The organism is Endozoicomonas sp. YOMI1 (assembly GCF_024606345.1).
GTDB lineage: Bacteria > Pseudomonadota > Gammaproteobacteria > Pseudomonadales > Endozoicomonadaceae > Endozoicomonas.
The window spans coordinates 1-14,911 of record NZ_JAHHPM010000033.1; the positions used below are offsets into that span (position 1 = coordinate 1).

The 14,911-nt window shown below is 49.6% G+C and carries 15 protein-coding genes; 6 read left to right on the plus strand and 9 right to left on the minus strand.

What is annotated here, in order from left to right; all coding sequences use genetic code 11:
- The 8 genes from KDK15_RS01175 to KDK15_RS01210 form a co-directional block, all read right to left on the minus strand.
- Window positions 1-3,003, minus strand: a 3,003-nt coding sequence (locus KDK15_RS01175) for a hypothetical protein (protein WP_257293535.1), incomplete at its 3' end; no start/stop codon positions are given.
- A gap of 261 nt (window positions 3,004-3,264) precedes the next feature.
- Window positions 3,265-4,527: a UDP-N-acetylglucosamine 1-carboxyvinyltransferase gene (gene murA / locus KDK15_RS01180; protein ID WP_257293536.1), complete on the minus strand. Its 1,263-nt coding sequence runs from the start codon at window positions 4,525-4,527 to the stop codon at window positions 3,265-3,267.
- 165 nt (window positions 4,528-4,692) lie between these two features.
- Complete coding sequence (locus tag KDK15_RS01185; protein WP_257293537.1) at window positions 4,693-4,944, minus strand: BolA family protein; 252 nt, start codon at window positions 4,942-4,944, stop codon at window positions 4,693-4,695.
- Window positions 4,945-5,062: 118 nt separating this feature from the next.
- Entirely contained in the window at window positions 5,063-5,374 is a 312-nt protein-coding gene (locus tag KDK15_RS01190; RefSeq protein ID WP_257293538.1) for a lipid asymmetry maintenance protein MlaB, read from the minus strand.
- Window positions 5,371-6,057, minus strand: coding sequence for a phospholipid-binding protein MlaC (locus tag KDK15_RS01195; protein ID WP_257293539.1), 687 nt, complete (start codon window positions 6,055-6,057; stop codon window positions 5,371-5,373). The genes KDK15_RS01190 and KDK15_RS01195 overlap by 4 nt, the downstream gene beginning before the upstream one ends.
- Window positions 6,058-6,108: 51 nt before the next feature.
- Window positions 6,109-6,573 (minus strand): outer membrane lipid asymmetry maintenance protein MlaD, encoded by a 465-nt coding sequence (gene mlaD / locus KDK15_RS01200; protein WP_257293540.1) that lies wholly within the window; start codon window positions 6,571-6,573, stop codon window positions 6,109-6,111.
- Between the two features lie 14 nt (window positions 6,574-6,587).
- A complete protein-coding gene (mlaE, locus tag KDK15_RS01205) occupies window positions 6,588-7,382 on the minus strand; it encodes a lipid asymmetry maintenance ABC transporter permease subunit MlaE (protein ID WP_257293541.1) in 795 nt (264 codons plus the stop codon).
- Entirely contained in the window at window positions 7,383-8,231 is an 849-nt protein-coding gene (locus KDK15_RS01210) for an ATP-binding cassette domain-containing protein (protein WP_257293542.1), read from the minus strand.
- Window positions 8,232-8,454: 223 nt separating this feature from the next.
- On the opposite strand from KDK15_RS01210, the gene KDK15_RS01215 reads away from it, so the two are divergent.
- From KDK15_RS01215 to lptB, 5 genes are all read left to right on the plus strand, one after another.
- Window positions 8,455-9,417 carry a calcium/sodium antiporter gene (locus KDK15_RS01215; protein WP_257293543.1) on the plus strand — a complete coding sequence of 321 codons (963 nt, stop codon included), beginning with the start codon at window positions 8,455-8,457 and terminating at the stop codon, window positions 9,415-9,417.
- Between the two features lie 104 nt (window positions 9,418-9,521).
- On the plus strand, window positions 9,522-10,496 hold the full coding sequence (locus KDK15_RS01220; protein ID WP_257293549.1) for a KpsF/GutQ family sugar-phosphate isomerase: 975 nt from the start codon (window positions 9,522-9,524) through the stop codon (window positions 10,494-10,496).
- Window positions 10,497-10,578: 82 nt separating this feature from the next.
- Complete coding sequence (gene lptC / locus KDK15_RS01225; protein ID WP_257293544.1) at window positions 10,579-11,160, plus strand: LPS export ABC transporter periplasmic protein LptC; 582 nt, start codon at window positions 10,579-10,581, stop codon at window positions 11,158-11,160.
- Window positions 11,161-11,212: 52 nt separating this feature from the next.
- Window positions 11,213-11,740 carry a lipopolysaccharide transport periplasmic protein LptA gene (gene lptA, locus KDK15_RS01230; RefSeq protein ID WP_257293545.1) on the plus strand — a complete coding sequence of 176 codons (528 nt, stop codon included), beginning with the start codon at window positions 11,213-11,215 and terminating at the stop codon, window positions 11,738-11,740.
- Window positions 11,741-11,898: 158 nt separating this feature from the next.
- Entirely contained in the window at window positions 11,899-12,624 is a 726-nt protein-coding gene (gene lptB / locus KDK15_RS01235) for an LPS export ABC transporter ATP-binding protein (RefSeq protein WP_257293546.1), read from the plus strand.
- 136 nt (window positions 12,625-12,760) lie between these two features.
- On the opposite strand, the gene KDK15_RS01240 is transcribed toward lptB, so the two are convergent.
- On the minus strand, window positions 12,761-12,907 hold the full coding sequence (locus tag KDK15_RS01240) for a hypothetical protein (protein WP_257293547.1): 147 nt from the start codon (window positions 12,905-12,907) through the stop codon (window positions 12,761-12,763).
- Between the two features lie 430 nt (window positions 12,908-13,337).
- Between KDK15_RS01240 and KDK15_RS01245 the strand changes: the two genes are divergently transcribed.
- Entirely contained in the window at window positions 13,338-14,801 is a 1,464-nt protein-coding gene (locus tag KDK15_RS01245) for an RNA polymerase factor sigma-54 (RefSeq protein WP_257293548.1), read from the plus strand.
- The last annotated feature ends 110 nt before the right edge of the window (window positions 14,802-14,911 follow it).

A 14,911-nucleotide genomic window follows, 5' to 3' on the forward strand; every position in this document is an offset into this window, starting at 1 on the left:
GGCATCATGCCAGTGGTCCTGCTGTTTGTCCGCTGTCGTTTTCTTCACACCCTTGTCGGTAAAATAGTCAGGCTTTTCCTCTGGCTCCAGGTCCTCCGCGATCCGCTGAAATGTGGTCGCCGCATCATCCCTGCTGCTTTCCAACGCAGAGCGCAGGCTCTCTAATCGTTCGTGGATAGCGCCTTCCAACTCCGGGATAACCTGAACCAGCAACGTTTTTACATACGCTTTGGCATCCAGGTCTATCTGTTCTTTGTTTTCCGCTATCCATGTTGCCAACCAATCCATACATTGATTGGCCTGGTATTTCGTCACCCATTCCTTCGCCCGTGGCCTTATCCAGCAAATAACAGCAGTCATCAACTGGTGCTGTAACTTGACTGCTTCCTCTGAAATCGTATTTATGACGGTCAGGACAATGGATTCATCACCCATTTTCCGGTGAAACAGATCTCTTACCAGATCATCAAGCCAGACGGTTCCGTCCCCCGTGCTTTGCAGGATAAAGTCGGAAGCCAGTTTCTGAAGACTGTCTAAGGGCAGGGTATCGATCACAGACTTTAACGGACCAGTTACTTGCTGTAGAGCAACTGACTCCGCTGTTATCAATGTCTCATCGAAGATGTTTGCGGACTCTCCTTGAGGGGCTGACGGGTTATTCGACATACCGATGGCTTCACGCCCTTTGGCGCGAAGTACTTTTTCCCACGCCTCAGACTCAAGCTGACGGCTCAATATATCAACAGCCAATTTGGTTAAAACCGGTGTTATTGCTGACTGGAATCCGGGAATAGTCTCCGCTGGACCCTGATCGGCCGTAAGCTCTGTTCCATTTCGCTCAGCAATGAAAGCAGCACCTTCACTGACGGCCTTTTCCATCATTTTCTCAATACCCGGCTCTACACTCGCTATAATCGTATCCAGATTTTTCCGGAGCTCGCCGGTCAGAAGGCCTATCGCCTCATCTACTACCCTGCTACTTTTTTGGGCGATCAACTGATCAATGGCAAGGTTTTGCCCGGCACGAGGTTCTGTCGTTCCTTCAGCAGAATATGAGGCTGTAGCACTGCCTGATTGATCCAAATCTCCTGATGTGTGCGGGTCTTCTACAGCGGAACAGGCAGCAACCTCTCCCTGTTCAGTTTGTTGGCTATTGTCTGCAAATGTAGCGGTGATCCTGGTAACCAGGTCTTGAACATCCCCACTATTCTCTTTACAGGCTTTTGTTTCTCCCTTTAGTTTCCAAAGAGTGCGTTTAATGTCTGGCGCAATTTTTTCTATCTTCTCTTCTATCAACGGCTTAAGCTTATCTTTAAATTCCTGTTCATTTTGAAATACCTGAACAGCTTCTTCTATTTTCTTATTGATAAGCTGTTTGATTTTTTTTTCAGTGTATTTGGCCGACTCTGGTTCAGGCTGATGGGATTTGGATTTCCATAGACCTGTTATTTTGCCAGCCACCTTAGAAATACCGTCCACAGCAGAGCTGAATTTCTGCACAACAAAATGACTGTGTTTTTGCACAATCGTTGTTAATGTTTTTGCTGCGCTACTGGCGATTCTATTTTGAATCGTGTCAATTGCATCAGGTTTACGCCGATGCCATTCACTGAATATGCGAACCGTATCAGCACGAATATTCATCAGGGTATTGATAATAATGACCGTAACTCTGGAGAGCAGATCATCTACATTATTTTCCGTCAGCTCAATACCTTCAGCCATCATGCTGACCAATGCCTGGTTGATAATCCTCTTTAAAGAGTCAGCCTTGATAGCTGTCATTTTTTCATTAAATAGTTTATTACCCGACTGCGATACAGTAACGATACCGTTACTTAAAACGGAACCAACACCATCTGCATTGGTTTGTGCCGACGGATGTTCAGTTAAATCCAGTATGCTCACTATTAACCCGGTCAGAATTTCCGATATTTCCTTTTTCCCAGCGTCACTATCCGCCCGGGTTACTTTATCCAGAAAAGCCTGATGAGTCAGTTGTGCCAAAATGCTGGCAATTGATCGGGTAAACTCATTGACCCAGCCTTCATCACCCTCGAGATCAACAGCATATCCATCCACTCCATCGGCAACGCTGCCTGGCCAGGGTCCAGCCTTTTTCAGCTCGCCCTGAATTATTTCAGTTAGATTGTCAACCAGAGCATGCAAAGCCTCAGGTTTTTCCAGCATTTTTTCCGGCTTTAAACCTACAGCCTTGATAAGCCTGTCACTAACCCTCTTACTGGCCTTTGCTGGCGGACGGGCATTATCAACACCGACAGAAGCGTTATCATTACTGCCTCCTGAGGAGAAACTTGCGCGACTGGCAGCAACGACTGGCTGAACACCCGGGTTAATTCCAACCTTTCTCATGCCTAACTGGATGCCCTGACCATAAGCCTTACAGAGGTTTTTATGGATACAAAAAGCTATCTCATGGTAAATATGGCGAAACTGAGGTTTGCTCGCATCAGGGCTACCGGAGACTAGAACACCGGGCACTCTTGTCTGCCCCATAGAGGAATAGGTGGTAGTCTGTTGGCTTTTGCTTAAATTCCGGCTCTGGGGTACTGCCAATAGATAAGTGTTTTCGTCTGAATCATCAGAAAGTTCGTTACATGAATGGAATTCATCAGAACTTACCGAAGATGGACTGCATGCCCTGGGTGTAGGCTCAGAAATATCGGTTATTACCAGACTTCCCTGCCGTTCTTCTATTGCTGAATGCTCCTCAGATGGTTCAGTATTGCCCTCGTTTTGATTGGCGCTGGAAGCCAGTAACGATCGCCCTGACACTTTACTGATTGAGCTTCTGTCAACTATTGCTGTCTGTTCAGGAACATCCGTTGAAGCTCCATTCTGACATTGATCGATATTCACCTGATTTGCTGAACCAAAATCAGGTCGAACAGAAACCGTATCTCCACTCGCTCTGATCGATGGAGGCCCGGATTCCCCCTCAAGGGTGACTGGGTTAATAGCAATAAGCTCCGGTAATTCCATTTTATTAAGACTCCATTCTACTGCCGGGCATATTCTTGTATTTGAGAGAGCCTTCATCACACGATATTTAATGAGTCAGCAAAACCAAAGAATTGACAAGGCTTTATTCTCTGATGGGTGTAAAAGCCTTTAGCAATCGTCAAGTCATCAACAACAAAAATGAGACTAACGTTTTATTTGAGTAGTAAAAGGAAGAAAAGTTCCCTGATTTTTGACCTAAAAGCCGAAAATCAGGGTAAGAAAAGAGAAAAGAAGTGTAAATCAGGCAGGAACGCGACGAATCCTGGCACCCAGTTGCTGAAGCTTTTCTTCAATGCACTCGTAACCGCGGTCAATATGGTAAATACGTTCTACCACGGTATCACCCTCAGCGACCAGGCCTGCAATAACCAGACTGGCTGAAGCCCGCAGGTCAGTAGCCATAACCGGAGCAGCCTTCAGCTGATCAACCCCTTTGACGATCACGGTGTTACCTTCCACATCAACGTCTGCACCCATCCGTTTCATTTCCTGCACATGCATGAAGCGATTTTCAAACACGGTTTCGGTAATCCGGCCCGTGCCTTCAGCAATGGTATTCAATGCGGTGAACTGAGCCTGAATATCGGTGGGCATTGCTGGATAAGGTGCCGTTTTCAGGTCAATTGCCTTGGGACGCTTGCCCTTCATATCCAGTTCAATCCAGTCATCTCCCCATTCTACCGAAGCTCCGGCTTCCCGGAGCTTGAACAGAATCGCATCAAGAATATCAGGCTGGGTGTCTTTCAGGCGCACCCGGCCACCGGTTGCCGCAGCAGCAATCAGGTAAGTGCCGGTTTCAATACGGTCTGGCAATACCGAGTAGGTGCAGCCATTAAGACGCTCTACACCCTGAACCCGGATCATACCCGTACCATGGCCTTCAATCCTGGCACCCATGGTAATCAGGCACTCGGCAAGATCCACCACTTCAGGCTCACGGGCCGCGTTTTCAATAACGGTTTCACCATCGGCCAGCACCGCAGCCATCAAGATGTTTTCCGTACCGGTTACCGTTACGGTGTCCATCAGTATGTGTGCACCTTTCAGGCGATTTTTTACGCTAGCCTTGATATAGCCGTCTTCCACAACAATATCCGCGCCCATGGCCTGCAGGCCACTGATATGCAGATCAACCGGACGGCTACCAATAGCACAGCCACCGGGCAGGGAAACTTCCGCATAACCAAATCTGGCCAGCAGAGGACCCAACACGAGGATAGAGGCCCGCATGGTCTTCACCAGCTCATAAGGTGCCACAAGCTGCTTAATGGTGCTGGCATGAACTTCCACGTTCATCTTTTCATCCACCAGCAGCTCAACCCCCATACAGCCAAACAGCTCACACATGGTGGTGATGTCATGCAAATGGGGCAGGTTACATACGGTAACCGGGGAGTCAGCCAGCAGGGTCGCTGCCAGAATCGGCAGGGCAGAGTTCTTGGCACCAGAGACCCGAATCTCTCCACCCAGACGCACACCACCGGTGATAATCAGTTTATCCATGGTTTCTCACTTAATGACCGGAAAGGAAATCGGACAAGACGCGTTCATCGGAGGACGCCCGGGGAGGGTGCAACTTTATATAGCAGCATAAAGCAGTACAGCTATAGACCAGTATCCACTCCGGGCACATAAATCGTTGCCGGATTAAACCTTTCAAGGACCCTGTCAGTCCTGGTTAGCCAGCTGTCTGGCACGCTCAGCGGTAGTCAAAGCCACCATCGATACAGCGTGAATTGCACCACTGGTAATGAATGGATTCAGGTGAGAATAGATCATCTGCTGACGCTGAACCGGTCTCTTCGCCTCAAACTGGTCACTGATTACGGTCAGACGAAAGTCGCACCCCTCGCCCTCAACAATCACTTGTGAGCCCGCAATCTCCTTTTCCAGAAGCGCCTTGACCTCTTCGGCTTGCATGATCCAACCTCTCAGGGAATAACAATCAGGAATTTAAAGGGAACAGTAAAACCGGTCAATGATATCCGAGAGAGGGTTCCATGAATAGCCCCAAAACAGGATCAACCTGCAAGCTGCGTCAGTTTTGCAGGCCCTTCACGTTATTCAGCAATGGCTGAATACCACAGACTTGAGCCAGTGCTTCCAGTTCATGAGGCATGCCGACGAAACCTATGGATTTTTGCTGTTGTTTCGCCAACCGGATCCAGCAGAGGAAGACCGATAAAGCGGAGCTATCGGCCTGGGAGATACCACTCAGGTCAATTTCCCAATCGTCATCGCCAGAAGTCAGTAACAAACGGGCACCTTGCTCTTCAACAACGGCTGAGGTGGCGAAATTAACCAAACCATGGAGTTTAAATTGGCCAGGTGCGACCGCTGCCAATGTCATGACTGTTTGCTCACAGCATTTTTCTCCGTTGCTTCACCCTGCATGATTTCCGGCCAGTGATCCACAACATATTGAAGATCATTATACTTGCTCATGGCTTCTGCAAACTGGTTACGGAACTGAATACCAATATTGATACCATCAACAATGATATTTCTGAGTTTCCAGCGCTCATCCTGATGAACCATAGAATAAGAGATAGCCACGGTACCGGAGGACGTTCTGACCGTCATATCCACGGGAACCAGCCGCGCTTTGCCTGACCGGTAATTATTTAATACGGCATCAGGTACCGCATCGACTTTCTCGATGGTCAACCGGGTATCATCAAGCTTAAGCAGGGCCTTGCCATAGAAGCTGATCAAACTGTCTTTAAACGTCTTGGAAAACTGTTCAATTTGTCCGGTTTTAGCACGGCGGGAGTATTTACCCATCACGCCCCGGGCAATGGAGTCAAAGGCAACGGCCGGTGATAACTGGCGATCAACCTCGGCAATAAAAGCAGTATCATTCTTTTTATACTGATGAATATTGTTTTCAAAGGTTGCCAGCAGTTCCCTGGTAATCCTTTCCACTTCCTGCTGAGGTGACTCAATTACCTGCTCTGCGGCAATGACTGCTGAAGACCACTGGAAAAACAGCGCCATCAGGACAGCCACCACGTTTTTATTACCTTTCATCATCCATTCCATCCGCTAGCCAGAGAACACTTCTCCGGGCTTGTTGACGTTTCATTACTGACTTTTATTGACGGTACCCAGAAGAAACTTACCGATCAGCTCCTCGATAATCAGCGCTGACTGAGTGTCTTCAAAACGCTCACCATCACGCAGAAACGCCTCGTCACCACCAATGCTGATGCTAATGTACTGCTCGCCCAATAGCCCTGCTGTGACAATTGATGCCGTGCTGTCGATGGGTATATTATCGATTTGCTGGTCAATATCCATAACCACCCTGGCCATGTAAGTCACTTTATCCAGCTCAATGCCTTTAACTTTACCAATGGTGACGCCAGCCATCGAAATCCTGGAACGGGGTTTCAGGGCTCCGGTGTTATCAAAGTAAGCATTCAGCTCATAGGTTTCACCGCCACTGCCGGGGGAAAGACCACTGACCTTTACCGCCAGAACCACCAGAGCCAAGACGCCAGCCAGCATAAAGGCACCGACACTGATTTCTAACGTTCGCATCCGCATTTTATGCTCTCTCCTTAAAGCTCACCAAACATCACTGCGGTCAAAATAAAATCCAATCCGAGAACAGCCAGTGAGGAATAAACCACCGTCCTCGTTGTTGCACGACTAATGCCTTCTGAAGTCGGAATAGCATCGTACCCCTGGAAGACGGCGATCCAGGTCACCACAACCCCGAACACCAGGCTTTTCACCATGCCATTGCCGACATCCTGGACAAAATCAACCGACTGTTGCATGCCACTCCAGAATGAACCTTCATAAATCCCCAGCCAGTCAACACCCACCATTACGCCACCAAGAATCCCGACCAGGTTGAATATCGCCGCCAGCAGCGGCATAGAGATAACCCCCGCCCAGAAACGTGGAGCTATCACCCGTTTTAACGGATCAACACCAATCATTTCCATACTGGACAGCTGCTCGGTCGCTTTCATCAGACCAATTTCAGCGGTCAGGGCAGAACCGGCGCGCCCGGCAAACAGCAGTGCGGTTACCACCGGCCCCAGCTCACGAACCAGGCTCAGGGCCACCAGCTGACCAACAGCCCCTTCTGAGCCATATCGAATCAGAATACTGTAGCCTTGCAAACCAAGAACCATGCCAATGAACAGACCGGAAACCGTCACAATAATTAACGACAGAACACCAACGTTATAGAGCTGCCTGATAAGCAGTGCACCACGGCCAGAGAAACCCGCCCGGGAAAAAATCGCCAGAAACATAAAAATACCGGACCGCCCCAGGGACTGCACATGACCAAGACCAAACTGACCAAGCTGAGCCAGCCGATCCAGAACATCAAGTTTCATTTATACCCCCGGAGACAGTAAGTCGTTGTGATAATCATCTGCAGGAAAGTGAAAAGGAACAGGCCCATCGGGCAGCCCCTGCATAAACTGACACACCCTTTCATCCGTTGAGTTCAACATCTCCTCAGGGGTGCCTGAACCAATCACTTCACCATCCGCGATCAAGTACAGTAAATCAGCGATACTGGCCGTTTCATGAAGATCATGGGACACAATGATACTGGTGATACCCAGCGCCTGATTCAGCTTGCGAACCAGCTCCACCAACACGCCCATGGCAATCGGATCCTGTCCGACAAAGGGTTCATCATACATCACCATTTCAGGGTCCAGGGCAATGGCTCTTGCCAGGGCAACGCGTCGGCTCATCCCTCCGGATAACTCACTGGGCATCAGCGACCATGCACCGCGCAGCCCCACTGCATGCAGCTTCATCAGTACAATATCACGGATCATTGTTTCGGATAGCTGACTATGAATGCGCAGGGGAAAGGCGACATTCTCAAAGACGGTCAAATCCGTAAACAGTGCCCCGCTCTGGAACAGCATGCCCATTTTACGACGCTGAACAAATAACTGATCTCTCGACAGGCCAGCCAGATCCAGACCATCCACCACAATAGCGCCCTGGTCGGGTAGAAGCTGGCGGCCAATCAACCGCAGCAGTGTGGTCTTGCCGGTTCCTGAAGGCCCCATGATACCGACCACTTTTCCACGGGGTATATCCATATCGATATTATTGAAGATAACCCGGGAACCTCGATAAAAGGTCAAACCACGAATCTCGACAAAATTATCGGTGCGGCTTTCGTTGCTGTGTTTTTCACCTGAAGAGATGGAATTCATCATTGGGTTCGCAGATCCCTGCAACTGACAGAATGTAAAAGTCATCCAGATCCAATATTATGACTTGTTTCACACGTTTATTGCACCTTCTAGATAACAACACAGAAATTATATCGGATGATTTTTTTGCTAACAGGGTCAATTCAGACGGTAATGCAGTTGCATTGCCTGCCTGATTTTCCATACACTCCTTTCCTTTATACAAAAGCTTGAGAACTCTCCCGGAATGAGTCCTGCCATTTATGCCATAGCAGCCATTATTGTTGGTTTCATACTACTCACCTGGAGTGCAGACCGTTTTGTCGGCGGAGCGGCGGCTACTGCAAAAAACTGGGGTATATCCCCCATGCTTATCGGCTTGACCGTCGTGTCCATAGGTACGTCTGCACCAGAAATTCTGGTATCACTGATGTCTTCTCTCCAGGGACACAACGATATTGCGGTTGGCAATGCCATTGGTTCCAATATGGCTAATATGGGACTGGTTCTTGGGGTAACCGCTCTTATTGCACCACTACCGGTAAAAACAGCACTGGCCAAACGGGAAATGCCTTGGCTGTTATTGGTCACAGTGATTGCCGGTGGATGCCTTGCCAATAACTACCTTGGGCTTATCGAAAGTCTGGTGCTGCTCAGTGGCCTTTTCGTTACCCTCTATCTGATGGTGACCTGGCAAAAAGCGCACCCTGAAGAACCTCTGGCAGAGATGGAAGAAATCGAAGAGCTACCTTCAGGCAAAGCTTACCTTGAATTGGTCGGCGGACTGGTACTGCTCCTGATCAGCGCCCAGATTCTGGTTTGGGGTGCCAAAGAGATAGCCATACTGCTGGGTGTCAGTGAGCTGATCATTGGTTTGACAGTTGTCGCCATTGGTACCAGCCTGCCAGAGCTGGCCGCCTCTGTTGCCAGTGCCATACGCGGCCACCATGATATTGCCCTGGGCAATGTTGTGGGCTCAAACATCTTCAATTTACTGGCAGTTCTTTCAATGCCCGGACTGGTTCGTCCCGGAGCAATCAGTGAGTCTGTTTTCTCCAGAGACTATACCGTTATGCTGGCATTTACCGTTCTGGTGGCTGCCATGGCCATCTTCGGTAAAAAACCCAAAACGCTTGGACGTTTTGCAGGTATTATCCTTCTGGCAGGGTATGCCTGCTATGGCATATGGCTGTACGCACAAACGGTTTAAACCGGAGCTGAATGCTCCCATCGCCCTGAACTATTTTATACCGGAGTCTGAAAGGTTATGCTTTGCCCCAAAATCCTGACAGCTCCTTTAAAGGCGTTACTGAAATGACCTATGACCAGAATTTTGTTGAAATTGGTCGTCGTACCATCCAGATCGAAAAGGATGCTATTGAAGCGTTGCTGCCACGTGTTGGAGAAGACTTCAGCAATTCCTGCCGGTTAATGCTGGAATGCCGGGGCCGAATTGTCGTTGTGGGTATGGGAAAGTCAGGACATATTGCCCGTAAAATCAGTGCCACCCTGGCCAGTACCGGTACACCGGCGTTTTATGTCCATCCCGGTGAAGCCAGCCATGGTGACATGGGTATGATCACCGCAGACGATGTGGTACTGGCTATTTCCAACTCCGGTGAAACCGCCGAAGTGATAACCTTGCTCCCGCTGTTCAAACGAATGGGTGCTGCACTTATCAGTATGACCGGTAAACCTGCTTCCACACTGGCGCAAGCCGCTGAAGTCAATCTGAACACGGGGGTTGATAAAGAAGCCTGCCCGCTTGATCTGGCACCAACATCCAGTACCACCACTCAGCTGGTCATGGGGGACGCACTCGCCATTGCCCTGTTGGAAGCACGCGGTTTTACCGCGGAAGACTTTGCATTTTCACACCCCGGCGGTGCCCTGGGTCGCAGGCTGCTATTGAAAGTGCAGGATATCATGCATGACGGCAATCGAATCCCAACGGTGAAAAAAGGCACACGCCTGGGTGAAGCGCTGCTGGAAATGACCCGAAAAGGTCTGGGGATGACATCCATTATTGATGACAACAACGTTGTCGTTGGTATCTTTACCGACGGCGATCTTCGTCGTGCACTGGATCACGGGGTTGACCCGCACAACACGACCATCGACGAGGTAATGACCATCAAATGCACCACCATTACCCCTGACATTCTTGCCGCTGAAGCGCTGAAAATTATGGATGATCGCAAGATTAATGCGCTCATCTGTGTTGACCATGAGCGACATGCTGTTGGTGCCATCAATATGCATGACTTACTGAAAGCGGGCGTGGTTTAAGCACTTTTTATCAGCTCATGGCTATTTTATTTATTGGCTCAAGTCTATTTATTGGCTCAAGGCTGTCAGTTTCGGAACCCGGATGACCTATCGTAATCATCTTATTATCTCTGCCATCCTGCTAGTGCTGGCTGCTGGCTATTGGGCCTACGATGGTGCAATAGTGACGGTCAGCTCCAGCCCTTCGGAAATCATCCACCAGGATGCTGACTACTTTCTGGTGGATGCCCTGGTTAAGGAATATGACGCTTCCGGAGCGTTACAATACCAGTTGCAGTCGGACAGCATTACCCATTACCCCCACAATGACAACACACTCCTGCAGCAACCCGTCCTGACTAACGTCAGTGACAATGGCCAGCGCACTGTCTCCAGATCAGAGAACGGTAAATTGCTGCCCGGTGGCAAAGATATTGAACTGTGGGATAATGTCGTGGTCATCCAGGGCAGCCCGTCAGTCAAGCAGCAGAGCTATGAACAAAAACTCAGAATGGACACCGACTTCCTGACCATATCGCCGGATGAGGAAATTGCCGATACCGATCGCCCTGTTTTGATTACCAGCGAGGCCGGAGAGACGAGAGCTATTGGGATGACCGCCTGGTACCAGCAGGGAAAGATTCAATTAAAGTCCAGAGTACGGGGAGTCTATGAGCCTGAGTAAGCTGATTATTTGCAGAGTCATTGACATATCCCTGCCAGGGAAGCGATAACCCATGACACGACTACCACAACCAAGAGCACGCCTGAACAAAAAATGGCTTGTCGGGCTGTTATTTGTCCCATTTATGGCCATGGCATTACCCGCTGATCGCCAGCAACCCATCAACATCAATTCAGACACGGCTGACATTGATAATAAAAAAGGGGTTTCTGTTTATCGTGGTGATGTAGTAATGACCCAGGGAACCACCCGAATTACCGGCGATACCATCACTATCCACACCAGGGATCGTGAAGTAACTAAAGTCATTGCACAGGGCAACAAGGTCAGGGCTTATTATGAAGAGCTGCAACCCGGTGAGCAGGGAATCGTCCAGGCCTGGGGCAACACCATTCGCTACGATGTTGACAGTGACCAGATTGAGCTGATCAAAAACGCCCAGCTCTCCCAAAAGGGTGACACCTTTAAGGGCGAAAAGATTGACTACAACCTGACATTGCAGACCGTTAATGCCAAAGGCACACCCAATCAGGGAGACAATGGCCGGGTACAAATGGTTATTCAGCCCCGTCAGGAATAAAGCGGCCAGCAAGAAATAATTGAACGCTGCCCGCCTCCCGCTTCCCGCTGCCCGTAAAAGCATTAGTCTTATCTTTTTCGGGAAGCGGGCAGCGGGCAGCGTTCTAAACGACATAAACTACATACTTTGTTTTTACACTCAGGTTAACAGACAACCGGATGGCAATCCTCAAGGCAGAACATCTTAGCAAAAGCTACAAAGGCAGAGCGGTGGTGAAAGACGTCTCTCTGCAGGTTAACAGCGGTCAAATCGTTGGCCTTCTGGGTCCTAATGGCGCAGGAAAAACCACCTGTTTTTATATGATTGTCGGGCTGGTTAAAGCGGATGGCGGTAAAGTCAGCATTGACCAGCAGGACCTGACCTTTCAGGCCATGCACCACAGGGCCCGTGCCGGTATCGGTTACCTTCCCCAGGAAGCCTCTATATTCCGTCGCCTTACTGTGCGAGACAATATTCTGGCCATTCTGGAAACCAGGAAAGACCTCAATAAAAAGCAGCGCGTCGAGAAAATGGAGTCGCTGCTGGATGAATTCAATATTGGCCATATTCGTGACAGTGCCGGCATGGCATTGTCAGGGGGTGAAAGAAGACGGGCAGAGATTGCCAGGGCCCTGGCCACCGACCCGACCTTTATTCTGCTGGACGAACCTTTTGCCGGCGTTGACCCGATATCCGTTGGTGATATCAAGTCCATCATCCGTCATTTGCAAAACCGGGGTATAGGTGTACTGATCACTGACCATAATGTCCGGGAAACGCTGGATATCTGTGAGAAGGCTTATATCGTCAGCGAAGGGCATATCATCGCAGAAGGCGACAGCCACACGGTACTGTCCAACCAGACGGTTCGTGACGTTTATCTTGGGCACCAGTTCAGCCTGTAACTCCCTTGCAGGCATCCAGACAAGATCCTCATTTCAAGCTCACTCAAAGTGATTGAGGCTGATTCTGAGAGCCAGAAATAGCAGCAAAGTTCATCAGTTCAAACAGGTCAAAGGGGATAAAACCGGTGGCACTGGCCTATGGCAGAATATCTTTTATCCCCATCAACGCGGCGGCACTTAGCAGTACAATACCGGCAATAGCCAGTGAGGCCGATGCTCTGCAGTTCTTCACGATGGCGTATATAACCAGTGCAACCACGGGTATGACGATGAGTATATCCACAGGAAATCCTGAAAATAGCTAAACAATTCTGACAGTCGTTATGACCGAACTTTAAAAGCAGCAAGCTCTTATAGCCAACAAAAAAACACAAGCAATCTCATCATATTCAATCTCTGCACATTTTTTGCTAAAGCTATGGTTTCAGAAACGTCTATGGGTTTATAATCAGCCGCACATGGAGAGTAGCGAAACAACATCCGTGCCAACACTTAGCCGTCTGCGACTGGTCTGTAGCAACGCATGATTTTCACCGGGAGCCTCCACGGACAACGAACTGACTCTCCCCGCCCTACCGCCCCCGAGGGCATAAAAATGAATAAACACACTCAAGCGGAACGTTCCGCGCGTTCCTGTCTTATATCACCGCCAGCGCGGCCCAGCCCGATTAGGTGATGTTTTATGACAGGTTTGATAAAGGTATAGGTTGCCTATGAAGCCTTCCTTACAGCTCAAGATGGGCCAGCAGTTGACCATGACGCCGCAACTGCAACAGGCCATCCGGCTGCTACAGCTATCGACCCTGGATCTTCAGCAGGAGATTCAGGAGGCCCTGGAGTCCAATCCCATGCTGGAGTCCGACGATAGCCAGACAGAGGACACAGCCACCAACAGTGAAGGACAGGAAGAACTCGTTGATCTGAGTGAAGCAGCCTCAGAGCCTGAGCCTCAGGAGATGGCGGAATGGTCGGAGAGTATTCCCAATGAACTGCCCGTGGACTCAGCCTGGGACGATGTGTATTCCAGCCTTCCGGCCAGCAGCGGCGACGATGATTATGATCCCCTGGCAAAGTCCTCCGCTGTCGAGTCACTTCAGGATCACCTGGAATGGCAACTGGATATGGTGCCCATGAGTGACCGGGACCGGCTGATTGGCCTTGCCATCATCGAAGCGGTTAATCCGGACGGTTATTTGACCTGCACGCTGGATGACCTGTTTGTCTCTCTTCAATCCCAGCTGGAAGAGCTGGAGATCGAGGAGGTAAAAGTGCTACAACATCGGGTCCAGCAATTCGACCCTGTCGGTTGTGGCAGTTCAGACTTGAAAGAATGCCTGTTAGTCCAGCTTCGTCAGCTTCCCTCAGCAACGCCTCATTTCAAGAATGCTGAAAAACTGATCACACTTCACCTTGAGTCGCTTGGTACCCGTGACTATGCACGCATCATGCGTCGAACCAGACTTAAGGAAAACCAGCTACGAGAAGCCCTCAGCCTCATTCAGAGCTTCAACCCAAAACCTGGCAGCACCATTGATCAGACAGAAGCCGAATATGTGGTTCCGGACATATCCGTCCGGAAAATAAAAGAGCGCTGGACGGTGGAACTGAACTCTGATTCCCTGCCCAAACTTCGCATTAACAATAATTATGCCTCCATGGTTCAAAGAGCCAATAACAGCCGCGACAATGTGTTCATGAAGAACCACCTGCAGGAAGCCCGCTGGTTTTTGAAAAACCTGCAAAGCCGCAATGAAACATTGATGAAAGTCGCCAGTCAGATCATTGCCTATCAGCAGGAATTTCTGGAAAAAGGGGATGAAGCCATGAAACCCCTGGTGCTGGCGGATATTGCCGAGGCAGTCGGTATGCATGAGTCGACGATATCCCGGGTAACGACTCAGAAGTACATGCATACCCCACGGGGTGTTTATGAATTGAAGTATTTTTTTTCCAGCCACGTCAGCACAACAGAAGGTGGTGAGTGTTCCTCCACGGCCATTCGGGCCCATATCCGCAAACTCATTGCTGAAGAGACACCGCGCAAGCCCCTCAGTGACAATAAAATTGCGGCCATCCTGGGGGATCAGGGCATCAAGGTAGCCCGACGCACCATTGCCAAATACCGTGAGTCCATGAATATTCCCCCATCCAATGAGCGCAAGCAGTTAGCTCCATAGTTCAAAAAAATACTGATACCCATGCAGTGCCCCCTCCCATGCCTGCGTGGGAATGCATACCGGAGCCTGCTGGATATGGAACAACCTGTTTCTGCCCGGAATCCTGAAAG

What these genes read in the sequence shown, in the direction of transcription:
- KDK15_RS01215 (WP_257293543.1), top strand. Translation starts at nt 8,455, where the DNA reads ATGAGTCCTGCCATTTATGCCATAGCAGCCATTATTGTTGGTTTCATA.
- KDK15_RS01245 (WP_257293548.1), top strand. Translation starts at nt 13,338, where the DNA reads ATGAAGCCTTCCTTACAGCTCAAGATGGGCCAGCAGTTGACCATGACG.
- KDK15_RS01195 (WP_257293539.1), bottom strand. Translation starts at nt 6,057, where the DNA reads ATGATGAAAGGTAATAAAAACGTGGTGGCTGTCCTGATGGCGCTGTTT.
- lptB (WP_257293546.1), top strand. Translation starts at nt 11,899, where the DNA reads ATGGCAATCCTCAAGGCAGAACATCTTAGCAAAAGCTACAAAGGCAGA.
- KDK15_RS01185 (WP_257293537.1), bottom strand. Translation starts at nt 4,944, where the DNA reads ATGCAAGCCGAAGAGGTCAAGGCGCTTCTGGAAAAGGAGATTGCGGGC.
- mlaE (WP_257293541.1), bottom strand. Translation starts at nt 7,382, where the DNA reads ATGAAACTTGATGTTCTGGATCGGCTGGCTCAGCTTGGTCAGTTTGGT.
- lptA (WP_257293545.1), top strand. Translation starts at nt 11,213, where the DNA reads ATGACACGACTACCACAACCAAGAGCACGCCTGAACAAAAAATGGCTT.
- KDK15_RS01210 (WP_257293542.1), bottom strand. Translation starts at nt 8,231, where the DNA reads ATGATGAATTCCATCTCTTCAGGTGAAAAACACAGCAACGAAAGCCGC.
- KDK15_RS01190 (WP_257293538.1), bottom strand. Translation starts at nt 5,374, where the DNA reads ATGACATTGGCAGCGGTCGCACCTGGCCAATTTAAACTCCATGGTTTG.
- mlaD (WP_257293540.1), bottom strand. Translation starts at nt 6,573, where the DNA reads ATGCGGATGCGAACGTTAGAAATCAGTGTCGGTGCCTTTATGCTGGCT.
- murA (WP_257293536.1), bottom strand. Translation starts at nt 4,527, where the DNA reads ATGGATAAACTGATTATCACCGGTGGTGTGCGTCTGGGTGGAGAGATT.
- lptC (WP_257293544.1), top strand. Translation starts at nt 10,579, where the DNA reads ATGACCTATCGTAATCATCTTATTATCTCTGCCATCCTGCTAGTGCTG.
- KDK15_RS01220 (WP_257293549.1), top strand. Translation starts at nt 9,522, where the DNA reads ATGACCTATGACCAGAATTTTGTTGAAATTGGTCGTCGTACCATCCAG.